The sequence below is a fragment of the Stenotrophomonas sp. ESTM1D_MKCIP4_1 genome (genome assembly GCF_003086895.1).
Taxonomy (GTDB): domain Bacteria; phylum Pseudomonadota; class Gammaproteobacteria; order Xanthomonadales; family Xanthomonadaceae; genus Stenotrophomonas.
This window is the reverse complement of sequence record NZ_CP026004.1, coordinates 2,314,993-2,339,119: the sequence shown is the minus strand read 5'-3', so window position 1 is coordinate 2,339,119 and position 24,127 is coordinate 2,314,993. Positions and strand designations below refer to the sequence as shown.

Annotated in this window: 18 protein-coding genes and 1 pseudogene; 10 read left to right on the top strand and 9 right to left on the bottom strand. The window is 66.8% G+C overall.

The annotated features are described in order from the left end of the window. Positions 1-4: 4 nt before the first annotated feature. Entirely contained in the window at positions 5-1,093 is a 1,089-nt protein-coding gene (locus C1924_RS10785; protein WP_108765293.1) for a catalase family protein, read from the bottom strand. A gap of 242 nt (positions 1,094-1,335) precedes the next feature. Further along, a complete protein-coding gene (gene proP, locus C1924_RS10780) occupies positions 1,336-2,823 on the bottom strand; it encodes a glycine betaine/L-proline transporter ProP (RefSeq protein WP_108765292.1) in 1,488 nt (495 codons plus the stop codon). 568 nt (positions 2,824-3,391) lie between these two features. On the opposite strand from proP, the gene C1924_RS10775 reads away from it, so the two are divergent. The 3 genes from C1924_RS10775 to C1924_RS10765 all read left to right on the top strand — a co-directional run bounded on the left by C1924_RS10775 (position 3,392) and on the right by C1924_RS10765 (position 6,261). After that, positions 3,392-3,808, top strand: coding sequence for a host attachment family protein (locus tag C1924_RS10775; protein ID WP_108765291.1), 417 nt, complete (start codon positions 3,392-3,394; stop codon positions 3,806-3,808). Between the two features lie 4 nt (positions 3,809-3,812). Then, complete coding sequence (locus tag C1924_RS10770) at positions 3,813-4,136, top strand: thioredoxin family protein (protein ID WP_108765290.1); 324 nt, start codon at positions 3,813-3,815, stop codon at positions 4,134-4,136. Positions 4,137-4,263: 127 nt separating this feature from the next. Beyond that, the gene (locus tag C1924_RS10765) at positions 4,264-6,261 is read left to right on the top strand and encodes a DUF4034 domain-containing protein (RefSeq protein ID WP_108765289.1); all 1,998 of its coding nucleotides are present in this window, start codon (positions 4,264-4,266) and stop codon (positions 6,259-6,261) included. A gap of 91 nt (positions 6,262-6,352) precedes the next feature. Here the strand turns inward: C1924_RS10765 and C1924_RS10760 are convergent, their stop codons facing one another. Continuing rightward, the gene (locus C1924_RS10760; protein ID WP_108765288.1) at positions 6,353-7,240 is read right to left on the bottom strand and encodes a carbon-nitrogen hydrolase family protein; all 888 of its coding nucleotides are present in this window, start codon (positions 7,238-7,240) and stop codon (positions 6,353-6,355) included. Next, positions 7,237-7,824, bottom strand: a complete 588-nt coding sequence (locus C1924_RS10755; protein ID WP_216821533.1) for a GNAT family N-acetyltransferase — start codon at positions 7,822-7,824, stop codon at positions 7,237-7,239. The genes C1924_RS10760 and C1924_RS10755 overlap by 4 nt, the downstream gene beginning before the upstream one ends. 75 nt (positions 7,825-7,899) lie before the next feature. Between C1924_RS10755 and C1924_RS10750 the strand changes: the two genes are divergently transcribed. Further along, positions 7,900-8,301, top strand: a complete 402-nt coding sequence (locus C1924_RS10750; RefSeq protein ID WP_108765286.1) for a ketosteroid isomerase-related protein — start codon at positions 7,900-7,902, stop codon at positions 8,299-8,301. 50 nt (positions 8,302-8,351) lie between these two features. Here the strand turns inward: C1924_RS10750 and C1924_RS10745 are convergent, their stop codons facing one another. After that, the gene (locus tag C1924_RS10745; RefSeq protein WP_254051115.1) at positions 8,352-9,890 is read right to left on the bottom strand and encodes an autotransporter outer membrane beta-barrel domain-containing protein; all 1,539 of its coding nucleotides are present in this window, start codon (positions 9,888-9,890) and stop codon (positions 8,352-8,354) included. A 25-nt stretch (positions 9,891-9,915) separates the two neighbouring features. On the opposite strand from C1924_RS10745, the gene C1924_RS20575 reads away from it, so the two are divergent. Further along, positions 9,916-10,275: a hypothetical protein gene (locus C1924_RS20575; RefSeq protein ID WP_254051114.1), complete on the top strand. Its 360-nt coding sequence runs from the start codon at positions 9,916-9,918 to the stop codon at positions 10,273-10,275. Between the two features lie 406 nt (positions 10,276-10,681). Here the strand turns inward: C1924_RS20575 and C1924_RS10740 are convergent, their stop codons facing one another. Further along, on the bottom strand, positions 10,682-11,533 hold the full coding sequence (locus C1924_RS10740; RefSeq protein ID WP_108765284.1) for a hypothetical protein: 852 nt from the start codon (positions 11,531-11,533) through the stop codon (positions 10,682-10,684). 351 nt (positions 11,534-11,884) lie between these two features. On the opposite strand from C1924_RS10740, the gene C1924_RS10735 reads away from it, so the two are divergent. Both C1924_RS10735 and C1924_RS20570 read left to right on the top strand, forming a co-directional pair. Continuing rightward, entirely contained in the window at positions 11,885-14,236 is a 2,352-nt protein-coding gene (locus tag C1924_RS10735; RefSeq protein WP_108765283.1) for a GH92 family glycosyl hydrolase, read from the top strand. A 911-nt stretch (positions 14,237-15,147) separates the two neighbouring features. Next, a pseudogene (locus C1924_RS20570) lies at positions 15,148-15,750 on the top strand (phage late control D family protein); the annotation flags it as partial. Here C1924_RS20570 and C1924_RS10720 read toward each other — a convergent pair. From C1924_RS10720 to C1924_RS10710, 3 genes are all read right to left on the bottom strand, one after another. After that, positions 15,731-16,138 carry an SUMF1/EgtB/PvdO family nonheme iron enzyme gene (locus tag C1924_RS10720; protein WP_254051274.1) on the bottom strand — a complete coding sequence of 136 codons (408 nt, stop codon included), beginning with the start codon at positions 16,136-16,138 and terminating at the stop codon, positions 15,731-15,733. The pseudogene C1924_RS20570 and the gene C1924_RS10720 overlap by 20 nt on opposite strands. A 361-nt stretch (positions 16,139-16,499) precedes the next feature. After that, complete coding sequence (locus tag C1924_RS10715; protein WP_108765280.1) at positions 16,500-17,876, bottom strand: sensor histidine kinase; 1,377 nt, start codon at positions 17,874-17,876, stop codon at positions 16,500-16,502. Beyond that, the gene (locus C1924_RS10710) at positions 17,869-18,543 is read right to left on the bottom strand and encodes a response regulator (protein ID WP_108765279.1); all 675 of its coding nucleotides are present in this window, start codon (positions 18,541-18,543) and stop codon (positions 17,869-17,871) included. The genes C1924_RS10715 and C1924_RS10710 overlap by 8 nt, the downstream gene beginning before the upstream one ends. Positions 18,544-18,605: 62 nt before the next feature. Here C1924_RS10710 and C1924_RS10705 point away from each other — a divergent pair, with 62 nt between their 5' ends. From C1924_RS10705 to C1924_RS10695, 3 genes are read left to right on the top strand one after another with little or no spacing between them, the layout of a single operon-like run. Beyond that, positions 18,606-19,853, top strand: a complete 1,248-nt coding sequence (locus tag C1924_RS10705) for a TolC family protein (RefSeq protein WP_108767031.1) — start codon at positions 18,606-18,608, stop codon at positions 19,851-19,853. Between the two features lie 11 nt (positions 19,854-19,864). After that, the gene (locus tag C1924_RS10700; RefSeq protein WP_108767030.1) at positions 19,865-21,031 is read left to right on the top strand and encodes an efflux RND transporter periplasmic adaptor subunit; all 1,167 of its coding nucleotides are present in this window, start codon (positions 19,865-19,867) and stop codon (positions 21,029-21,031) included. Next, a complete protein-coding gene (locus C1924_RS10695; RefSeq protein ID WP_108765278.1) occupies positions 21,028-24,102 on the top strand; it encodes a CusA/CzcA family heavy metal efflux RND transporter in 3,075 nt (1,024 codons plus the stop codon). The genes C1924_RS10700 and C1924_RS10695 overlap by 4 nt, the downstream gene beginning before the upstream one ends. Positions 24,103-24,127 lie beyond the last annotated feature (25 nt).

Below are 24,127 nucleotides of genomic sequence, written 5' to 3'. Positions count from 1 at the left end.
GTGCCTATTCGCCGGGCAGAGGCTCATGCAGCGGGCAGCCATTGTGCTGCGACCGGTAGGCCCGCGACGCAGCCATTACCACCCGCCGTGCCCGGTTCAGGGCGCCCAATGGCCGATGCGCCTGCAGGGCGTGCCATGGGCTGAAGGCCAGGCGGTCCTCGATGCCGGGCGATTCGGCATCATCCCAGCTGACTTGGGGCGGGACGCGCAGTGTCGCCACCGCGATGAACGGACTCAGTTCCTGCGGCCATTCCACCGACGCATCTTTGATGGGCATGGCCTCCTCGTCGCGGCACAACTGTGCACACAGTTCCCAGACCAGATCTGCACGGCCACTCGCCAGTGCTTCCTGGATGGCGTCGCGCTGGCTGTCTTCGCTGTTTTCAATGGGCGCATTGCTGAGCGCCTGCAGCGTGGCGGAGACCGGGCGCAGGCAGAACTTGGCAATATAAGGGCCGAAGCGGAACGGCACCTGGCTGAAGTAGGTTTCGCCCATCGGGTGCACCTGCGGCTCGCCGCCCATCCCTTTGATCTTGCCGCTGCTGCCGCCTGCGGCTTCCAGCATGCGCTCGCCGCCCCGCAGAGCCGCCGAAATTACTGCCTTGGTACGGGGCATGCGCTCGGTGGTTGCCGCCAGCAGCTTCGTGGAGCGCAGGAAGCCCTGCGGGCCGGGGCTGGTGAAGGTCGGGCCGTTGACCATGAGGAAGTCCTGGCTGTGCTGTTCCTCACTCTCTGCCACACGCTCGCCCGTCACGCCGAGCACCTTCACTGCGATCGCGCGGGGCGTGGACACCGTATCCGGCAGCTGTTCCGCGGGTGGGGATGAAAAGCGAACGAGGCATTCATACGCTCCGGGCGTGGCAAACAGGCCTTGTGCGAGCTCTTCCGGCAGGCCGTCTGAGATCTGCAGCCTGCCTTTGAGAAGCGCCTGGCCCTTTGCGTGCACGGCGCGATAGGCGTGCCCTTCGGCAGCGGCAACCGTGCGGGCCATGTCCAGGAACACGTCGCGAAGGGCGTCGATGGTTTCGCCTTCGTCGGCTTCTGGGCGTTCCATGCCGGCGTGGAAGAGGACGGGGGGAAGTAGCGTGCGCATGGCTGGCTCCAACGGGGTAGAGGCCAGCATGCGGTAACGCGGTTAGCGGTGGGTGCACGGGAAGCATGGGGCGCATTCACGGCCACCTGCTCGCCCACCGGCCCGTAGAGTCGAGCTTGCTCGACTGCTGTTGATCTTTGCGCAATCCGTGAAGGGCAGTCGAGCAAGCTCGATTCTACAAAAGCCTGGCGCCCCGCAATCCGCAGCGTCGAGCGTGGCTCGACGCTGCGGGCGCGCACGCGTCACGCGGGCTTGGCGGCCTCACTCTCACCCGCCTCGGGCAGCGGCGGCAGGGTCGGGTCGACCGTTACCGGCACGTCGCTCTTCAGCAGGGCGGCGGCTTCCTTGTCGCTGGCCACGGCCGGCGGGGAGCCGCGCAGCGGCAGACCGGCGGTTTCCTTCACGAACAGCATGGTGACCAGGCCGATCACCGCCGCGCCCATCAGGTAGTAGGCCGGCACCAGCGGGTCGCCCGTGCGTTCCACCAGCCAGGCGGTGACCAGCGGCGTCGTACCACCAAACAGCGACACCGACACGTTGAAGGCGATCGACAGCGCGCTGTAGCGCACCGGCGTATAGAACAGCGCCGGCAGCGTGGAGGGCATCGAACTGGTGAAGCACACCAGGGCCAGGCCCAGCAACATCAGGCCCAGGAAGATCAGCCAGTCGTTGCCGCTGCCGATCAGCAGCAGGCAGGGCACGGCCAGCACCAGCAGCGCGATGCAGGCGCCGATGATCATCGGTCGGCGGCCGAGCTTGTCGCTGAAAAGACCGCCGACGATGTTCAGCGGCATCATCACCAGCATCACGATGATGATCAGCAGCAGGCCCTTGCTCTCTGCATAGCCCATGGTCACGCTCAGGTAGCTGGGCATGTAGGTCAGCAGCATGTAGTCGGTGACGTTGAACACCAGCACCAGGCCCATGCACACCAGCAGCTGGCGGCCATGCACGCGGAACAGGTCGCCCAGGCCCGGGCGGTCGTGCTCGCGCTTCTCGGCTTCCTCGGCGAAGGCGCGGAAGGCCGGGGTTTCCTCCAGCTTCATGCGCATGTACAGGCCGAGCAGGCCCAGCGGACCGGCGACCAGGAACGGAATGCGCCAGCCCCAGTCCAGCATGTCCTCGCTGCTCAGCAGCATGTGCAGTGCGGTTACAGTGCCGGCGCCGGCGATGTAGCCGCCCAGCGTGCCGAACTCCAGCCAGCTGCCCATCAGGCCGCGGTTGCGGTCGGTGGAATACTCGGCGATGAAAGTGGCCGCGCCACCGTACTCGCCGCCGGTGGAGAAGCCCTGCACGATGCGCGCGAGCAGCAGCAGGACCGGAGCCCAGATGCCGATGCGTTCGTAGGCGGGGATCAGGCCGATGGCAAAGGTGCCCAGCGCCATCAGGATCATGGTGAAGGCCAGCACTTTCTGCCGCCCGTAGCGGTCACCCAGCGGGCCGAACACCAGGCCGCCCAGCGGGCGCACCAGGAAGGCCACAGTGAATGTCGCGAACGCGGCGATCACCTGCGCGGTGGGATTGCTGGAGGGGAAGAAGACCTGGCCGATGGTCACGGCAAGGTAGCCGTAGACGCCGAAGTCGAACCATTCCATCGCATTGCCCAGTGCAGCGGCACCGACGGCGCGCTTGAGCATGGGCTTGTCGACGACGGTGATTTCATCGACCTTGAGATGGCGGCGGCGTTTAAACCAGCCGAAATGAGCGTGGGTATCGGGGTTGTCCTGCATGGGGACGTCCTTTCTGTTCTTGAATTGGAATGCGGAATAGACGGTGTGGTGTGTCCCGGAAATCGGAAACGGCGATGCTGGCGCAACTGGCGCAGGGGCATCGGAGCGGGCGGTCCACGCTGGACCAGGACGTGCGGGAAAAAACCACGCACGGGAAGCTACGCCGCAGATGGGCGAAAGACGGTGAAGATCGAAATCAGCCTGAGCGGATCAGGCAGGAAGCGCATTGAAAAACGCTGCAGCGCTCAACGCCTGAGCGGCGTCATCCACCCGGATCCTGCACGCGGCGAAGGAATGAGGGGGTGGGAGCGGGTGTGGCAAGCGGTACGCCGGTCGGCAATGCTTCCCACGTAACAGGTTGGCCTGTCACGCAGTACGTCGTGTCGATCATCCGTTCATGATAACGGTTACAGCGTGAACATGCAGCGAAGCGGGCCGGGGCGGACGCTGTGTTCCAGCGCCCCTGTTCATCGGCCTGCGGCACTGACATGCTGTGAACGCCTTCTGGCCGCACCGCTCACAGGGCAGCGCTTACGGTGGTGGCGAACCAACGCAACAGGAGCAAGGCATGACCCGTCGCATTCCCGAAGGTACCCTGATCGTCGTCACCGATGGCGGTTCGGCACGTGTGTTCACCAACGTTGGCACCGATCATCAGTTGACGTTGAAGCAGGAAGGTGAACTGCGCCTGCAGGACATCAGCGAGCAGGGCATCTCCGGGCAGGGTCCGTCCGGCGCGGTGCCCAAGGATATGTCGATTGCTCAGCTCAATGAAGCCACGTTCGCCAAGCAGGTGGCCGAACAGTTGAACGAAGACGCGTTGAAGAATCGCTATACGCATCTGATCCTGGTTGCCGATCCGATCACCCTGGGCCGCATCCGTCCGCTGCTGCACAAGGAAACACAGGCGCGGCTGCTGGATGACCTGGCGAAGAACTTCACCAACGCACCGCTGGAAGACATCCAGCGCGCACTGGCGGCATGACGCCATGCCCTTCATGCGCGACCACCAGGCCGCCGAGCCGGCCCGTAGCGATGTCGATGCGCAGACCGGCTGGCTGCTGATCGAGTTCGGTGCACCGTGGTGCGGGCACTGCCAGGCCGCGCAGCCGGCCCTGCAGCAGTTCGTGGACGCGCATGATCTGCCGCACTGGAAGATCGAGGATGGGAAGGGCAAGCCGCTGGGCCGCTCGTTCCAGGTGAAGTTGTGGCCGACGGTGGTACTGCTGCGCGACGGCCAGGAGGTGGCACGCGTGGTGCGGCCGGTGGACAGCGCGGATCTGTCCACCTTGGTGGCGGCGCTGCCGACGTAACGTCGAGCTTGCTCGACGGATCAGCCAACAGCGGTCAAGCAAGCTTGCCCACTACCAAAGCGAACCCAAGGAACGACCCCGCCGCAGCGCTATAATCCGCCGGTGCTGTCGCTCTGCTTGAATTCCGATGACCTCTCCGCTTTCCGCTGAATCCCCGCGGCGTCACGCCGCACCCGCGATCTGGGATGACCTGCTCGCCCATCGCTTCGAGGCCATCGAGTCCGCCTTGCCCGACCTCCTCGCACCGCAGGACGCCGAGGGCGGTGCCCGTGCACTGGCCCTGCTTGCGCCGCCGCAGGCACTGTCGATCAATGCGCTGTGGCAGGCCCTGGCCGCGTGGCAGCGGCAGGCCCCGCAGGCTGATGCGCCGCTGCTGCTGGCCGCCCTGGTGTGGGATCGCATCGCCGTCGATCTGCGCGGTTCCGGCTGGACGTCTTCGGTGGGCGAGGGCGCCTGGTCCGGCGTGCATGCCGCGCAGACCGCGCTGTTCGTCCACGCCATTGCCCTGGCCGATCGCGGGCCGTTGTGCTGGCCGCTGCTGCACCAGCTGATGCGCAGTGTGGCCGCGTTCGGCGTGCCGGTGTGGATGAGCGACTGGATGCACGACGGCTTCCATCCCGCCGATGGCGCCGGCCCGTGGCGCGACATGCAGGCGCTGCTCGGCGCGTGGATGGCCGAGGCGCCGCGCCTGCCGGACCTGCCGGCGCAGATGCCTGCGTCCTGGTCTGCCGCGGTCCCGCCGCCGCCGGAACTGGATGAGGAGGGTGACCCGATTGCGAGCGACGAGGCTTCACCGCAGCCGGCCCTGGCCTGGCTGCAGATGGGCCTGCAGGCCGCAGGGCACGCCCTGCCGCTGCTGGACACCTACGCGCGGCTGCGCACGCCGCGCTGGGGCGGCAGCCATGAAGAGATCCTGGCGCTCGCCGAGGGCCCCCTGGCCGAAGGTCTGGACGCATCGCAGCGCAACCAGCTGCGCATGATCGTGTGGCTGGATGCCATCGACGTGGACAGCATCGACACCGACGACCGCAACGCGGTGCAGCAGGCCTTCGCGCGCGGCATGGAACTGCTGGCGCAGCCGCAGTCGGCGCTGGAGCGCACGGGGATCCATCTGCAGCTGGCCGAGCTGGCGTCGCGGGTGGACAACACCGAAATGGCTGCGGCGTACTACGCGCAAGCGGCCGACCCGAGCGTGCCTCGCGGGTTCGATGATCACCAGCTGATGCGCATGCTGCACGCAGCCGCCGCGACCGGCATGGGTGAGTGGCTCGCGCCGGTGGTGGCGCGGCTGTGGCGGAATTCTGCCTGGGCGGCGGTGATGCAGGGCGTACTGCGCGCCACCGGTTGGTGCGGCGTGACGCCCGATGCGGCGCAGGCCGAGGCGGCCTGGCGCCACGCGGCCGCGCTGATGGCGGTGCCGACGCCGGGCGCGGACTGCCCGTTCAACGATGTCTACTACGCTTTCGACGAATCGCTGCAGCACACTGTGCTGCTGCACATGGCGCAGGTCGGTGCGGAACTGGGCTTCCCGGAAATGCAGGCCGCGCTGGGCTACCACTACTTCGAGCACGCGCCTGCCTACGATCCGGCGCTGGCCATCCAGTGGTACCGGCGTGCGGCCGAGCAGGACAGTGGCCGCGCGCTCTACAACCTCAGCCTGGTCTACGACCGTGTCCTGGAGGAGGGCGGCATTGCCGGTATCGGCACGGACGAACTGGTGCACCTGTCCAACGCCTGCGAGCTGCGCTGCCTGGAGCTGGCGGCGACCGAGGAAGAATGGGGCGAGCGTCTGCAGCGTCGCGTCCGCAGTTGCGTAGCGGGTGCGGGGTACTATCTGCGCACGCAGGTGCCTGCCGAAGGGCGCCTGCCCTGCCTGCTGGATACGCTGCAGTTCTGGGCCGGCCAGGCCTGGACGCAGGCCGCCTGGATGCTGGCGCAGTACTACGCCGCGCGCAGCGAGGTCGAGTTTGACCGCGCGGTGTTCTGGGCCGAGCGTGCCTGCGCGCAGCAGCCGGAAGATGAAGAGGTGCAGGCGTTGCGAACGACCCTGCAGCGCGGCCTGTTTGGCAGCCGCCGCTACCGGCAGGCGATGGAACGCGTCAGCGACGGCCTGCCGGCGTGGTGACGCCCTTGTCGAGCCGAGCCATGCTCGACTGCTGTTTCAGCCGAGCATAGGCTCGGCTCTACAGAAGGCGTCAGCCGAGCCTGGCTCGGCGCTACGCCGTCCGTTGAACCTTCACCGCAAACTGCTCCGGCCAGTCGCGGTACAACGCCACCTGGCCCTCGCGACGTACCGCAGATACCGCGGCGGCATCGATCTGCCCGATCAACCAGCGGCTCTCCTCGGTGAACACCCGCTCGCTCTCGCACAGCACGCCGTTGGCCGGCATGCCGCGGTCGGCCGGCACATACATCGCCGCGCGCCCGTAGTTCACATCCACCGACGGGCTCCAGCTGGCCATGCCGGCCGTGACCGAGACCAGCACCGGCAGCTGGTTCTCCAGTGCACGTGCCTGCGAGCCGATGCGCACGCGGTGGTAGCCGGCCTCGGTATCGGTGCAGCTCGGTGCCAGCAGCAGGTCCACGCCGGCCTCGGCCAGCTGCCGGGCCAGCATCGGGAATTCGGTGTCGTAACAGATCAGGATGCCCAGCGTGCCCAGCGGCGTGGCAAACGTCCGCAGTCCCTCGCGGCCACCGGCGATGTTCCATTCCTCGCGCTCGAAGCGGGTCATGATGAGCTTGTCCTGGTGGCCCAGCAGGCCCTGCGGACCGAACAGGAACGCGCGGTTGCGGTACTGGCCATCATCGTCCAGCACCGGCGCCGAGCCCGGGCAGAACCAGAGGCGATGGCGCTGGGCGATCTGTGCGCACAGCGCCAGCCAGCGCGGCAGCAGCGGCTGGATGCCGGCAATGGACGCGGCCAGGTCGCCGCGCTCGGCCGGCGGCAGCTGGCCGGTCAGGGTCATCGCCGCGTACTCGGGCAGCAGCACCAGCTGCGCGCCGGCGGCCGCAGCTTCGGCCACATGGGCGTCCAGGTGGGCGGCGTAGTCGTCCCACTGCTCGATCAGCTCGATCGCGTACTGGCTGGCAGCGAAGCGGATCATGCGGTCAGCGCCTTCAGCCAGAACGACATCGGCTTGGCGGTCTTCTCGCTGTGGCCGACGTCGCGCCAGGTGAACGACGTGCTCAGCTCGGGGTGATGGACGTAGCCGCGGTTGTGCCAGAACGCATCCAGCGGCTGGTAGTCGGCCGGGCGCAGCGGGTGGTCCAGCGGGCGCTGCACCGCGCTGAAGCAGCACAGATCGAAGCCGGCCTGGCGGGCGTGCGCCTCGCGTGCCTCGAAGAAACGCACGCCCAGGCCCTGGCCGCGATACTCCGGCAGCAGCACCGATTCGCCGAAGTAGAAGATCCGGTCGGTGTCCCAGGCGCTGCCGAGAAACGGCGCCTGGAACTCAGCGGTTTCCTCGCGCATGGGGATTCCCGTGGACGCGCCGACCACGCGGTCGCCGTCCTGGGCCAGCACGATGATGCTGCCGGCGGCCGCCGCGTAGGTGGCAGCGTAGCCGCGCTCGTAGGCCAGGTCGCCTTCGTAGAGGTACGGGAAATCACGGAAGACGCGGATGCGCAGGCGCGCGAGGTCGTCGAGGAAGGGGGTTGCTGCCAGCCCGTGTAGCGTGGTGATGCGCACGTTCGTTACCGCCCATGGATACTGGGGGTGAGTATAGGCTATGCTCCCCGGCCCGCCCATCCCCAGGATCCTCCCATGAGTGCCACCGACGTTATCCGTGCCTACTACGACGCTTTCAACAGCGGCGATATCGAGGCGTTCGTCGCCCAGGTCACCGACGACGTGGTGCATGACATCAACCAGGGCGGCCGCGAAGTGGGCAAGGACGCGTTCCGTGCGTTCTGCCAGAAGATGGCCCGTTCGTACCGCGAGCAGCTGACCGACCTCGTGGTGTTCGGCAGTGCCGATGGCAGCCGCGGTGCCGCCGAGTTCACCGTCAACGGCCAGTACCTGGCCACCGACGAAGGTCTGCCCGAAGCGAACGGCCAGCCCTATGTGCTGCCGGCAGGCGCCTTCTTCGAGATCCGTGACGGCAAGGTCGCGCGCATCACCAACTATTACAACCTGCCGCACTGGATCGCCGCGGTGGGTGGCTGAAGAGAGGGAATCGAGGGAGCCGGGCAGGGCCCGACTCCCTCGTTGCACACTTACCAGCTGTAGCTCACGCCCGCCTGGGCGGCATTCTGGTGGTAACCACTGGCGCGCTGCAGCGACAGCCCGCCCCAGATACCCACACCGCTGCCGAACTTCACCGACGCACCGGCACTGAACTCGCCACGGCTGCGGGGGATGCGTGCATCCACCACCTCGCCGTCCATGCTGATCTGCGACTCGGCGCGGGTATGCAGCCAGTTGGCTGCCAGGTAGGGCTGCACTTCGGCAACACCATTGCCCCAGCGGGTCACCCCGGACAGGCGCAGGCCGGCGCGGCCGAACAGGCCGTCGGCGTTCTCGGTACCGACCACGGTGCCGTTGGTTTCGGTGTGGCGATCATCATCCCAGCGGCTGTAGCCGACCTGCAGCTGCGGTTCCAGGTAGATGCCGCCGTTGCTGGCGCCTCCCAGGCGGAAGGCATAACCGGTTTCCACCGCGCCCTGCCAGGCGCGGCTGTCGTAGCGCTCGCCGGCCAGGCCGATGCCTTCAACACGGTTGCGGAACTGCGCACGCTGCAGCGAGCCATCCACGTAGAAGCCCGCATACGGGTCGGCGCCATTGCCACCGCGCCACGTGCCATACAGGCCCAGCGCCTCGCCCTTCACCTTGCCGCGGGCGTAGTAGCCGGTCAGCTCGTTGGTGGAGGTGCTGCTGGCATTGCCGGTGGACAGCATCACACCCACGCTGCTGCCGGAATCGAGGCGCCACAGGTCGGCGCCGACGGTCAGGGCCTGGCTGTTGCCGCGGATGTCCAGCTGCTGGCTGACCGCATCGAAGCCGTTGCGCGAGCCATCCACGCGGGCCCACGCCCGGCCGCCGTTCTGGCCGGCGTTGCGATCGTGGTAGCCCAGGCGGAACATCGTCTGCGCGGCCTGCAGGTTGGCCAGGTAGGCGCCGGGCTCGGGGCGCAGCACCGGGTCGGGATCCGGACCCGGACCCGGACCCGGAAGTCCCGGGTTGCACTCGGGCAGGCTCGGATCGACCTCGCACGGGTCCGGCGCGGTGGGCAGCACCGAACGCAGATACCAGTTGCCATCGGCGCCGGTGCCCTTGTGCAGGAAGTACTCGTACTGGCCGCCGACCGCGCGGCCAGCCAGGCTGAACTGGCCGTTGGAGGCGCCGCCCACAGTGATCAGCTCGATGCCGTTGACCGTCTGCGCGCCTGCGCCGCCGACGTTGTTGACGCGCACGTTGGCCGTGCCGCTGGTGTCGCCGCCGATGACCAGCTTGTCGCTGGCCGCATCGTCGCCGGCCAGCACCGTGTTGAACACGATCGTGCCATCGGCGCCACTGAAGTTGCCGGCCACATTGAGCGTGTGGAAGGCCGAACCGTCGCCCAGGGAGACCGTACCACTGCCGAGGCTCAGCGTACCGACCGTGGAGTTGCCGGTCATGTTCCAGGTGGCGGCGTCCAGCGTGGCGCTGGTGACGTTGTTCATGACGCCGGTCAGTACCGCGCCATTGGAAAGCGTCGCGTGCAGCTGCGAGGTTGCATCGGCACGAAGCGTGCCCTGCAACTGCGATGCGTTCACGCTTAGATTCAAGGTGCCGCCATCGATGGTTTCAGCAATCACGCCATTGCCGCCGCTGACCGTACTGCCGTTGAGAACGTTGACGGTGGTGGGTGCAATGATCCCTGTGCCGCTGACCACAATTGCCGAACCGTTGCGGCCGATGACGCTGGAGCTGTCGAGGGTAAGAACGTTGTCGGTGATAGGACTGGTGGGAGTTCCCCCGATATCCTGCACGATTATGCCGTTCTCGTCTCCCGTGATTGCGGAACCATTGCCGATGATGATGGTTGAATTGGAGAAGATTGCCAGGCCTGACGAGATTTCGGGCGGGAGAAATCCGGTTCCGATGCCGGTTCCGTCGATCGTCGTGTTGCTCAGCGTGAGCACACCGCCCTGGACATAGCTGCCGATGCCTTGGCCGATAACGGTCGAGTCAGCCAGGGAAGCATCGGCTGCGTTGCCGGCGACTGCGCCATTGGTTACCGCCAGCCCTGCAGCACTGCTGTTCTGCATACGGGTGCCAACGATGGTTGCGTTGGATGAAGCGAGCTGGACCGTAGCGAACAGATCTGACGCGACGGCCGCTGCCCCTGTCATGGCGAGTGTGGACCCATTGGTTACGCTTACCGATGTGGCAGCACTGCCACTGTTGAAAGTCAGCGTGGCGCCCTGTGCAGTCCAACTTTCAACGGGATCGCCGGCGTTGACAGTGGCGGATTGGCCCGGCCCGAGGGTGCCGGCCTGCACGGTGGAGGCCAGGGCGATGCCAGCGGATATGGCCAAAACAAGGGTACGACGAACTGCGGTCTTCATGAAATTGCTCCTGCGTGCTGCCATTCAAGCGGCCCAAAAAAGAATGTGTGCAACGGCCGAGAGGGGGCTGCGTCGCCGTCCTCCCTAGCAACACTTACGGTGACGGTGCTGCCGTTGGCGACGGTCACGGTGGTGCTGTCGATCAGGTTGATGCCGCGCGCAACAATGCCACTGCCGGTACGCCCGGTGACGTGAGATCCATCCAGAGCAATGGTGTTGTCGGCGATCGTGCCACCAGCCGCAACGCCGTCATCCATGACGACAACGCCGTTCTGATCGCCAATGATGGTGGAGCCGTTGGTGGCACGGATGGTGGAGTTGGCGAATACCGCCAGCCCGGTCGCGAGATCGCTCGGCAGCAGGCCCGTCCCCGTACCGGTCGATTCAATGCGCGTGTTGGAGACATAAAGGATGCCGTCCTGGGGGTAGGCGCCCACACCGCCGCCGCTGAGGGTGGAATCGGTGACGACGGCCACGCCGGCAGGGCTCCCGGAGGTGTTCCCGTTGGTCACGGCCAGCGCTGCCGCCCTGTCGTTGCTGAACGTGGACGTGGTGATGTTCGCGGAGGCCGAGGCAACATAGGCAATGGTGAATGTCTCGCTGGCAGTGACAGTGGCACCCGTCATGTCCAGCACGGCCACATCGGCGACGTCGGCGGACAGGCCAGTGCTGCCGGGCATGAACGCAAGTACCGCGCCGGTACCACTCGCACTCCAATGATCGACTGGGTCCCCTGGATTTACCGTGGCGCTTTCCCCCGGATTGAGAGAGCGGGCCTGCAGCGGCCCAGCGGCAGACACCGCAGCGGCCAAGGCCAGCGCCAACGAACGTCGGACAGCGATCTTCATGATGGAACTCCTGTTGTTATGGAACTTCCGGGAGACACCCTGACGAACTGCGCCAATCTGTATCAGACGCTAAGACGTCGTGAAGCTGGTGTGACCCGTGGATTTTCCTGACGAGGTGGCGCGGCGGAGCTCGCATCCTGTGTGGGCAAGCAACCGTCCTGATCGCGCGCCGCTCCGCCGGGCCGTTGAGATGCCGGCACAGTGTCATGACCGGTTATGCCGGCGGAAATACAAAAAGTTGCAGATGAAAATGGACTGATGTTGTCGTGTATGGAACGGTTCAGCTGCGCCGCAACATGCAGAGCGGAGCACGTGATGCTAGGCTCCCGGCCATCACCTGAATCGATCCAAATGCCGATGCCCCTGTTGCAACGTCGTTTCCTGCTCGCCGTCGCTGCCTCGGCGATGTTCGCTTCCGGTCTGGCGGGTGCTGCCCCCGCGCGGTCCGCCGCCGACAAGGCCTATGCCTCGGTCGACCCCTTCATCGGCACCGGCGGGGAAGGGCATACCTACCCGGGTGCCACCGTGCCGTTCGGCATGGTCCAGCTCAGTCCGGACACGCGCATCCAGCCGCGCGAAAAGGCCTATGGCTGGGCAGCCGGCTATCGCTACGACGACAGCAGCATCGTCGGTTTCTCGCACACCCATTTCTCCGGCACCGGCCACTCGGACCTGGGCGACATCCTGGTAATGCCGTTCACCGGCGAGCCCGGTCTGGAACGCGGCGATCCGGAAAAGCCCCGCAGCGGCTATGCCTCGCGGTTCCGCCATGACGACGAGAAGGCAGAGCCGGGTTACTACGCGGTCACCCTCGACGACTACAAGGTGCGCGCCGAGCTGACCACCAGCGCCCGCGTCGGTGTGCATCGCTACACCTTCCCCAAGGGTGCCGACGCGAAGATGCTGCTGGACATGCGCACCAGCATGTACGACTACCCGGGCAAAATCCTGTGGTCGCGGGTGCGCGTGCGCGACGACGGCACCGTCACCGGCTTCCGCGAAACGCGCGGCTGGGCGGCGGGTCGCCAGCTGTATTTCGCGATGCGCTTCTCGCGGCCGCTGACCAGCCACGAGCTGCACAGCACCGAGAAGGACATCGTCTACAAGGGCTTCGCACCCCCGGGTGAGAAGGACCCGAAGCAGCGGGCGCAGATCGAGGGCCGGCAGCTGGTCGGCACCTTCGATTTCGGCAAGCTCGATGTGCCGCTGATCGTCAAGGTCGCGATCTCGCCGGTCAGCGAGGCCGGTGCGATCGCCAATCTCGACGCGGAAGTGGCCGACTTCGACTTCGACCGTGTGCGTGCGCAGGCGAAGCAGGAGTGGACGAAGGCGCTGTCGGTGCTGGATATCGATGCGCCGGAACATGCACGCCGCAGCGCCTACACCGCGCTGTACCACACCATGCTGGGGCCGACGCTGTTCATGGATGCCGACGGCCAGTACCGCGGCGCCGACAATGCCGTGCACAAGGCCGAGGGCTATACCAACTACTCGACCTTCTCGCTGTGGGATACCTACCGCGCCCTGCATCCCTTGCTGACCCTGGTGCAGCCGGAGAAGCGCAACAGCGATTTCATCAATTCGATGCTGGCCCACCACGACCACAGCCCCTACGGCATGCTGCCGGTGTGGTCGTTCCACGGTCTGGAAGACTGGTGCATGATCGGCTACCACGCGGTGCCGGTGATCGCCGATGCCTACGTCAAGGGCATCCGTGGCTTCGACGCCGACAAGGCGCTGAAGGCGATGGTCGAGACGGCCAACTACGGCCCCTACGACGGCATCGCGCAGTACCGCGAACTGGGCTACGTGCCGATCGACGAGGAAGGCGAGGCCGCCAGCAAGACGCTGGAATATGCCTTCGACGACTGGACCATCGCGCGCATGGCGCAGGCGATGGGCAAGACCGACGTGGCCACCACCTTCGACAAGCGTGCCGGCAACTGGCGCAATGCCTTCGACAAGGACACCGGCTTCATGCGCGCGCGTAAGCGCGACGGCAGCTTCCGCACCCCGTTCGACCCGAGTGCCAGCGGTTATGGCACCGACTACACCGAAGGCAATGCCTGGCAGTATTCCTGGTATGTGCCGCAGGACGTGGCCGGTCTGGCCGCAGCGCACGGCGGCAGCGACAAGCTGCTGGCGCGGCTGGACGAGGTGTTCAACGCCAAGGTCGATCCGTCCATCTTCGAGCACATGGAAGACATCACCGGCCTGATCGGCTGGTACGCGCACGGCAACGAACCCAGCCACCACGTGGCCTACCTGTATTCGTACGCCGGCCAGCCCTGGCGCAGCCAGGCCCGCCTGAAGCAGATCATGGACACGCAGTACGCCGACCGCCCCGATGGCCTGGCCGGCAACGATGACGTTGGCCAGATGTCGGCGTGGTACGTGTTCACCGCGCTCGGCTTCTATCCGGTGGCACCGGGTTCGGGCGAGTACATCCTTGGCCGTCCGTTCCTGCCGAAGACCGCGATGCGCCTGCCGAACGGCAAGACCTTCACGATCGTGGCCAACGGCCTGGACGACAAGCACACCTACGTGGGCAGCGTGAGCCTCAACGGCAAGCCGCTGCAGCGCACCTTCCTGCGCCATGACGAGATTCTGGCTGGCGGTGAACTGACCTTCACCATGCAGGCCGAACCGAACCAGGCATGGCCGGGGCAGGGCGCGCAGGCGCCGTATTCGATGAGCCGCTGACGCGCTGTTGCTCTGGTAGGTGCCAACCTTGGTTGGCACGCGGGAGAACACGGCGCGAACCAAGGTTAGCGTCTACCGGGTCTGATGTTTCCGCGGTCATTCCCCGGACGTGGTATCGCCATGGTAGGTGCCAACCTTGGTTGGCACGCGGGAGAACACGGCGGCAACCAAGGTTGGCGTCTACCGTATCTGATGTTTCCTCGGCCGTTCCCCGGACGTGGTATCGCCCTGGTAGGTGCCAACCTTGGCTGGCACGCGGGAGAACAACGGCGCCAACCAAGGTTGGCGTGTACCGGGTTTGCCGGTGTCGCAATCAACGTGATCTGTTGGCCGCACGTCATGACTCTGTCATGCATTTCGACGGCGAATGCGTGATGCAATGACGTTCGACCGTTGTTCCTGGTCACTTTCGTCCTTGTCTGATATTTCCCCGGCCGTTCCCTTGCTAGGTTCCTGCGCACAGAAGTGCGCCAAGGTGGTGCACAGGGCGTAAGCCATATGCACACGTTGCAAGCGCATGAGGATGCAGCGCTGCTGCACCGGTTTGAACTGTCTGGCGCAGGGTCTCTGCGGGTCGAGCGCTGGCGCGGACGCGAAGCGTTGTCGGAAGGTCTGGACTACCATATCGACGTACGTGCGGGGCACGCGGACCCTGCCTGCGAAGCGTGGCTGGGCCGGCCCGCAACGCTGTCCACGCGCGATGCGCAGGGGCGCGACATCCGCCGTACAGGCCTGGTGCGCGAAGTGATTCTGCTGGACTGCGATCAGGGGTTCGCCCGTTACCGCATACGGCGGGCCGCTTGGACCTGGTGGTTGGGCCAGCGGCGGAACAGTCGCGTGTTCCGTGATGCCACCGTCCGGCAGATCGTGGATGCGGTGTCGCTGACCATCAGGCGCTCGCCTGCTGGCACTGGACCGACGATGCGCGGGCGCGTCTGGACGCGCTGCCGCCGCGCCTCTACTGCGTGCAGTATCGCCAGTCGGATATGGCGTTTGTCGCCTGCCTGCTGGCCGAAGAGGGCATTGGTTGGCGTGTCGAGGCCGATGCGGAGGCACCCGCGCTGCATCGAATCGTGCTGTTCTTCGACAGCGCGGCTTTGCCACAGGACACCCTTTCGGCACGTGATGGTGCGCTACGCTTCCACCGCGGCCACGCAGCCGAGCAGGAAGACAGCGTGCTGCATCTGGCCCGGCGCGTGCGGCTGGGCCCGGGCCGCTTGAGCATGGTCAGCGATGACTATCGGCAGGATCGTACGCTGGCCGTGCAGTTACCGATGGATGGCGGCGGCACTTCTGCTGCCGACCAGTATATGGCGTGTGGTTCGCTGGGCTTCGATTCACGTGCCGAAGGCGAGCGGCGTGCTGTGCTTTCGGTCGAGCGCCATGAATCGGACCGGCACGGCTGGCAGGGCATTGCGACGGTGCGCGGGCTGGCCGCAGGCAAATGGGTTGCCATCAGCCAATGGTCGCCGCAACACGCACCCGAACTGCTGCTCACAGCGGTGGAGCATGCCGGCGCCAATCCCCTGCCAGAACGGCTGCCCCCACATGGTTCGCTGGCTGCTGGCCCCGGTTACGCGCTGCGTATTCCCATTGTGCCTCCGTCGGTAGTTCCATCCTCCGCCCAATCAGCGCGCCAACCCATCCGCAGTACTTCTGCGCCGCCTCCCAGCTGACGCCGACGGGGAGATCGTCAGGCAGGTTCCTGTACTTGAGGTCCATCGGGTACTGCGCCGTCCGGGCCTGGCCTGTGGCATCGGTGTAGACGTCGAAGTCCGCGTAGGTGATCTTCTTCGCACCGATGGCGTAGCTGCTCAATGTCACCTCGCGCAACACATCATCGTCGCGTTCACCGCTGTAGGGCATCTTCACGCGAGGATCGATGGGGCCGAAATCGCCCATGATGAAGGTGCCGCCTTCGACTTCTACCATGTCTTTTCGGGTCTTTTGGGACAGTGCTTCGATGCGCGCTGCAAGCTCAGGCGAGTGCGTTTGGGGCTTTTTGACGGTGGATTCCTGGCACGCGGTCAGCAGAAACGCCGTTGGAGCAAGGGATTTCAGAAGCGCGGATCGAAGAGGCAGCATTGAAAGCACCGATCAGTTCTGGATGGACTGAATCAGCGTAGCAATGGGTTGCACGGCATGTGGGCGCTGTGGCTGCCCGCAGCCTGGATCTTGTAACGTCGAGCCCATGCTCGAGTCAGGTGTTGCGGCAGAAGCAGTCGAGCAAGCTCGACTCTACAGACGCTGGGCAGGCTCGGCGTTAGGGGGTGCGGAACCGCATTCCTACCCGCGCGCCGCCCATTGGCGAACTTCTGATTGCCAACGAGGCACCGTGGCGCTGTGCGATCTCGGCGACGATGGCCAGGCCCAGACCACAGCCATCGCCCTGGCTGCTGGTGCGGTAGAAGCGTTCGGTGACGCGGCCGCGCTCGGCTTCGTCAATGCCGGCGCCATCATCGTCCACCCATACCTGCACGCCATGTTCGTCTCGCTGCACCATCAGCGTGATGACGCCGCGCTCGCTGCCATAGCGCAGCGCGTTGTCCAGCAGATTGCCCAGTGCTTCGCGCAGCAGGGGTGCATCGCCCTGCACGGGCACGCCGTCGTCGGGGCCGTCGTAGCCAAGGTCTACGCCTGAGGCCAAGGCGCGGTCGGCGAAGCGCTCGACCACGGTACGTGCCAGCGCGGCGAGGTCCAGCGTGCGCAGTGGCAGCGCGCTGCCCTGTGCATCTTCCGAGCGGCTGAGCAGCAATAACTGGTTGACCAGATGCTGCAGCCGCGACAGGCCGGCCAGTGTTCCTGACAGCGCCAACTGCTGTGCCTGCGGGTCCTGCTGTCGCAGCGAGTTCTCCAATTCCACCTGCATGGCGGCCAATGGCGTGCGCAACTGGTGCGCGGCATTGCTGACGAAACGCCGCTGCGCCGCCTGCATGGCATCCAGCCGCTGCAGCAGCGCGTTGTACGCTTCCACGGCGGGCCATAGTTCACGCGGTGCTTCCTGCGAAGGGTCCAGCGGCGCCAATGGGTCCGGGCGCGGGCTGGCCAACCGTCGCGCGACCTGGTTGGCATGGCGCGCGGCCGCGCCGGTACCGGACCAGGCCAGCCACGCGGCCAGCGCGAGGATCGCGGCCTGGAACGGCACGCTGGTCATCAGCAGCTTGCGTTCCAACCGGTGCCGCTTGCGCAGGGTTTCGGCCACGCGCAGGCGCACGTGGTTTCCGGCCGCGCTGGGTACCCGCACCTCCACCATGCGTACCGCCTGCCCGCGCAGCTGCGCATCGTAGTAGAGCGCTTGGTCATCGGCAGCCTGCGGCGGGCGCGGCAGGGCATCGGGCAGATCGCCATAGAGCCGCGTGCCGTCTGCATCAACCACTTCGCCATGCACTTCATCCACCGTGTCCCAGGTGAACATGCGCGACATGGCCGGGCTCACCTCCATCACCGCTTGCCCGTTGCGTACCGTCACCAGCTCGGACAGCGACATGGCCGAATCCAGCAGCCAGCGGTCGTAGACCTGGCCGGCGTAGTAGCGCGCCAGTGCGAACGAACCGACCGCACTGCACAGCAGCAGCACCAGCAGGGGCAGCCAGAGGCGGCGCAGCAGCAGGCCGCGCAGGCTGTGCACGCGCTCAGCCATCGATGGCTTCCAGGCGGTAGCCGAGGCCGCGCAGCATGCGGATGCCTACGCCAGCCCCGGCCTGCTCGAACTTGCGCCGCAGGCGGCTGACATGCACTTCGATGACGGACAGGTTGGCGTCGTGATCCCAGCTGTAGAGCGTGTCGAACAGGCGCTGCTTGGTGACTGTGCGTCCGGGCTGCTGCATCAGCGCATCGACCAGGGACAGTTCGCGCGCGGTCAGTTCAATGCGCTGGCCGTCCACCTGTACTTCCTGGCGGATGCTGTCCAGGCACAGACGGCCCAGCCGCTTCTGCGCGGGAGCATCGCTGCGGCGGCGTGCCAGCGCACGCAGGCGTGCTTCCAGTTCGCCCAGCGCGAAGGGCTTGGCCAGGTAGTCATCGCCGCCGCGGTCGAGGCCGAGGATGCGGTCTTCCACACCATCGCGCGCGGTGAGGATGAGCACCGGCAGGCTGGCGCCTTCATCGCGCAGGCGCGACAGCAGGTCCAGGCCGTCGATATCGGGCAGCGAGAGGTCCAGCACCATCACGTCATAGGACGTGACGGCCAGTGCTGCTGGTGCCAGCAAGCCTTCGGCGAGGTGATCACACACGTGCCCGGCGCCCCGCAGGGCGCGCACCAGCCCGTCCGCCAGGGCGGTGTCGTCTTCAATCAACAGGATTCGCATTGCAAGCTTCGCGCAAGGTTCAGGAAAGTTTGGCGCAAGTGCGCCACCTTACCGTGGCGCGCATGAATTTCCTCCCTCGTTCGGCGGCCTTGCTGGCCGCACTGGCGTGCGCACCGGCAGCGTGGGCGATCAGCCTGCAGGATGCACAACGTGCCATGGATGCGCACAACCCGGACCTGCGCGCGGCGGCGCTGGAACTGCGCGGTGCGCAGGGTGATGCGCTGACCGCCGCGCTGCGGCCGGCCCCTGAGCTGTCGCTGGGCAGCAGCAAGATCAGCCCGAAACACGGGGTGGGCAGCGGCCGCTGGCAGGACAAGCGTGTGGACAGCACCGTTGGCCTGGGGTGGACCTGGGAACGTGGCGGTAAACGCAGCCTGCGCATGCGCCAGGCCGACGCGCTGGTGGAAGCGGCCGGCCTGGACATGCTCGATACCCGCCGCCGCAAGCAGGTGGCTTTGCATGAAGCCTATTTCGGCCTGAAGGCGGCGCAGGACAGCCTGGACATCGCCGAGGCGAACCGCCGCAGTTCGGCCGAGCAGATGGCCGCTGCCGATCGGCAGGTGGCGAGTGGCGCGTTGGCGCCGGTGGATCGTGCCCGTCTGGTGGTTGAGGATCTTGCCGTGGCGGATGCGGCGCGCGAGGCAGCGCTGGACCTGCGTGATGCGCGGCATGCGCTGGGCCTGCTGCTGGGCATGGAGGACAGCGCATCGCTGCGTGCGGATGACGCGTGGCCGGACGCCGCCGTAGGGCCGCAGGACAGCGATGCGGACCCGCAGCAGCGCGCCGATCTGCGCGCCGCGCGGTCGCGCCTGCAGGCCGCCGATGCCGGGGTGGCGCTGGCGCGCAGTGAGCGCCGCCGCGATATCCAGTGGGGCATTGAGGCCGAACGCGAGCCGACCGACATCAATGGCGTGACCTGGGGCGTCTCGATGACAATTCCGCTGGGTGGGCCGTCGCGTGCGCGCGGTGCCATCCAGCGCGCCGAGGCCGACCGCGATGCGGCGGCCTTGGAACTGCATGCGCGGCAACACGAGGCCCGGGCCGAGCAGGACCAGCTGCAGGCCACTGCCGCATCGGCCGCGCAGCGCCGCCAGGAGTACGAAGCCTTGCAGGCCGACAGTGCCCGCAGAGCCGTACAGGGCATTGAACTGGCCTACCGCCGTGGCGCGGCCAGCCTGACCGATCTGCTGGATGCGCGCCGTAGCTGGCGCGAGTTCGAGGCAGCGCTGATCCACACGCGTGCCGACCACGCCATTGCGCTGGCGCGCTGGCGCGCGGCCACGTCCATGACCCAAGGAGAGACCCCATGACCCGGCGTGCCCTGCGTGCCCTGATGCAACCGCGTGTGCGCACTGCGGCACTGCCCTTAGCACTTGCGCTGTGCCTGTTGTCTGCCTGCGGGCGCGAACCGGCGTCCTTTGCCGATGCTGCGCCGACAGTGAGCGCCGGACAGATCCAGTTCGCGGCCGGCAGCCGGCAGCTGGATGTGCTGCGCAGCGAGGCCGTAAGTGACGATGCCCGTGCGGTGCTGCAGCTGCCGGGCCGGGTGGTCTGGGACGAGACCCGTTCCAGTGCGCTGCGTGCGCCGCTACCGGGCCAGGTGTCGCGCATCGAGGCGCAGCCGGGGCAGAAGGTAAAGGCCGGGCAGGTGATTGCCTGGATCACCTCGCCGGAGTTTGGCCAGGCGCAGGCTGAGGGAGTGCGTGGCCGTGCCGAACTGGAACAGGCACGCCGCGAGCTGCAGCGTACTCGTGATCTGCATGCGGCCGGCGTGGCCTCGGGCCGCGAGCTGGACGACGCGCAGGCGCGCTTCACCGGCAGCCAAGCCGAGCATGCACGCGCTGCCGCGTTCGCGACGGCCTACGGCAATGGCAACCAGGTGGACCAGCGCCTGCCGCTGCGCGCGCCCATCGACGGTGTGCTGGTGGAACAGCGCCTGAGCCCCGGCATGAATGTGGGCCCGGACAGTGAACAGCCGCTGGCCGTGGTGGGTGACCCCGACCGTCTGTGGCTGCTGCTGGACATTCCCGAGCGTCTGGCCGGGCACCTGCAGCCGGGCCTGCCGGTACGCCTGCCCGCCGCGGATGGCACCACGCTGCAGGTCACCCTGCAGCACGTGGATGATTTCGTCGACAGCGAGCGGCGGGTGGTGCAGGCACGTGCGATGCTGGACAACCGCAGCCGCAGTTTCAAGGCAGGACAGTACGTGCGCGCCGAAGTGAGCCTGCCGGCCCAGGCCGGGGTGTCGGTACCGGATGCGGCCGTGCTGCTGATCGACGGCAGGCAGGTGGTGTTCGTGGACGAAGGCCAGGGCCACTACGTGCGCCACGTGGTGCAGGCCGAGGAACTGGGGGACGGCCGCCTGTGGGTGCGTGAGGGGCTGGCCAGCGGCAGCCGCGTGGTGGTTGAAGGGGGCCTGCTGCTGCAGCAGCTGGTAGACAGCGCGCCGGTCGCGTCCACTGCGGGTACGGGACACGCGGCCCCATGATCGATCGCCTGATTGCCTACTGCCTGCGCCAGCCGCTGATGGTGATGCTGGCGCTGCTGCTGTTCATCGGCGCGGGCATCGCCGCGTTCCGGGTATTGCCGGTGGAAGCGTTCCCCGATGTGTCCGACACCCAGGTGACGGTGGTGTCGCTGCACCCCGGCCGCGCGGCCGAGGAGGTGGAGCGCGAAGTGACGATGCCGCTGGAAGTGGCGCTGTCGGGCATTCCGCATTCGGTGCGGGTGTTTTCGCACACGCAGTTCGGCCTGTCGATGATCATCCTGACCTTCGACGACAAGGCCGATGACTACTTCGCACGCCAGCAGGTGCTGGAACGCCTGCAGGGCGTGGATCTGCCGGAAGGCGTAACGCCGGAGCTGGAGGCGATGAGCTCTGCGGTGGGCGAAATCTACCGCTACGTGCTGAAGGCCCCGCACATGAGCCCCACCGAGCTGCGCACCGTGCAGGAGTGGGTGATGGAGCGCGGCCTGCGCACGGTGCCCGGCGTGGCCGATGTGATCAGCTTCGGCGGCTATGCACGCACGTTCCAGGTCAAGCCGGACCTGGACAAGCTGCGCGATCGCGGCATCAGCCTGGGCGAATTTTCCGAGGCGCTGGAGAAGGGCAGTTCCAATGCCGGCGGCGGCTACGTCGAGCGCGGCCAGCAGCAGTTCCTGATCCGTGGCGTGGGCCTGATGCGTTCGCCGGCCGACATCGGCAGCGTGGTGGTGGCGCAGAAAGGGGGCACCCCGGTGCTGGTGCGCGACCTGGCCAGCATTGCCGATGCCGGCCTGCCTCGGCAGGGCCTGGTGGGCCAGGATGACAATGACGATGCGGTGTTTGGCATGGTGTTGATGCGCAAGGGCGAGAATCCGTCCGATGTGCTGGATGCCCTGCACGCGCGTGTGGCGGAGATCGAGGCCGGGCAGTTGCCGGCCGGGGTCAGCATCGAGCCGTTCTACGACCGCTCGTGGCTGGTGTCGACCACGCTGAAGACCGTGTTCCGCAATCTGCTGGAAGGCGCGGTGCTGGTGTTCCTGGTGCTGTGGCTGTTCCTGTACAACGCCCGCGCTGCGCTGATCGTGGCGGCGATGATGCCGCTGGCGCTGCTGTCCACCTTCCTCGGCCTGCACCTGTGGGGCGTGCCGGCCAATCTGCTCTCGCTGGGGGCGATGGACTTCGGCATCATCATTGATGGCGCGGTGATCGTCACCGAACACATCGTTTCGCGGCTGTCCGCGCTGCCACGCACGGCGGACCGGAAAACGCGCTTCTCGACCGTGTTGTCGGCAGCCTCGGAAGTCGGGCGTCCAACGTTCTTCTCGATGCTCATCATCATCGCCGCGCACATCCCGATCTTCACCCTGCAGCGGCAGGAAGGCCGGATGTTCGCGCCGATGGCCTATTCGGTGACTTCGGCGCTGATCGGTGCCTTGATCCTGGCGCTGACCGTGGTGCCGCTGTTCTGCTACTGGTGGCTGCGGCGCGACCGCATGCGCGGCGGCAACCCGCTGATGGACCGGCTGACCGGTTGGTACCAGCCCGCGCTGGAACGCGCCCTGGCCCGGCCGCGGGCGGTGGTGCTGACGGCGGTGGCATTGCTGGTGGGTACCCTGGCGCTGGGCACGCGGCTGGGCACCGAATTCCTGCCGGAACTGGACGAGGGCTCGATCTGGCTCACCGCCACGCTGGACCCCAGCACCAGCCTGGCCGAGGCGCAGCTGCAGTCACGGCGTATCCGCGAACTGGTGAACACCTATCCGCAAGTGTCGACGGTGGTGGCCAAGCTGGGCCGGCCCGAGGACGGCTCCGATGCCAAGGGTGCAAACCAGATCGAGGCGCTGGTGGCGTTGAAGCCGGAGAAGGACTGGCCTGCGGGCGTGGACAAGCGGCAGCTGATCGCCGACCTGCAGCGCACGCTGGAGCAGCGCATTCCCGGCCCGGAGTTCTCGATCTCGCAGCCGGTGCGCGACAACATCCTGGAGAGCATTTCGCAGATCAAGGGCCAGGTGGTCATCAAGGTCAGCGGCGCCGACCTGGATGTACTTAACCGGCAGGCCCAGGCCATCCTCGGCCAGGTGCGTGGCGTGGACGGTGTGGAAAGCGCGTTCATCGACCGCGATGGCTCGCTGCCGCAGCTGCAGATCCAGATCGACCGGGATCGGGCCGCGCGCTATGGCTTGAACGTGCGCGACATCGACGAGGTGATCGAAACCGCGTTGGGCGGCCGTGAGGTGGGCGAGCTGTGGGAGGGCGACCGCAGGTTCCCCATCACCCTGCGCCTGGACGATGCCGACCGTGACCTGCAGCGACTGCGCCTGGTGCCAGTGGGCATCGGTGATGGGCAGACCGTGACGCTGGCCGACGTGGCCGATTTCCATCTGGCCAGCGGCGCGATCAACATCTCGCGCGAGAACGCGCAGCGGGTGAAGGCGGTGAGCGTCTTCATTGCCGGACGGGACATGGGGAGCGTGGTGGCCGACATGCGGGCGCGGGTGGATGCCAGCGTGACGCTGCCCGAGGGCTACCGGCTGGAATGGTCGGGCGAGTTCGAGAACCAGCAGCGCGCCATGAAGCGGCTGGGCTGGGTGATTCCGTTGTCGGTGCTGATCATTTTCGTGCTGTTGTTTGATGCGTTCAAGGACATCAGCAGCGCCGCGCTGATCCTGGCCAATGTGCCGCTGGCGATGATCGGCGGCATTCTGGCCTTGTGGCTGACCGGCATTCCATTGTCGGTGTCGGCGGCGATTGGATTCATCGCCTTGTTCGGCCAGGCGGTATTGAATGGGGTGGTGATGCTCAGTCGCTTTGCGCAGCTGCGCGAACAGGGCATGGACCTGCTGCAGTCGGTGGTGCAGGGCTCGCTGCAGCGCCTGCGCACCGTGCTGATGACTGCGCTGCTGGCGATGTTCGGGCTGCTGCCGATGGCCACCTCGCATGCCATCGGCGCCGAAACCCAGAAGCCGCTGGCAGTGGTGGTGATCGGCGGCCTGCTGTCGGCGATGCTGCTGACCCTGCTGGTGCTTCCGACGCTGTATTACTGGGTGCACAGCCGACGCGCCGCCAAGCAGTAGGTACCCACCAGGGTTGGCACGCCGC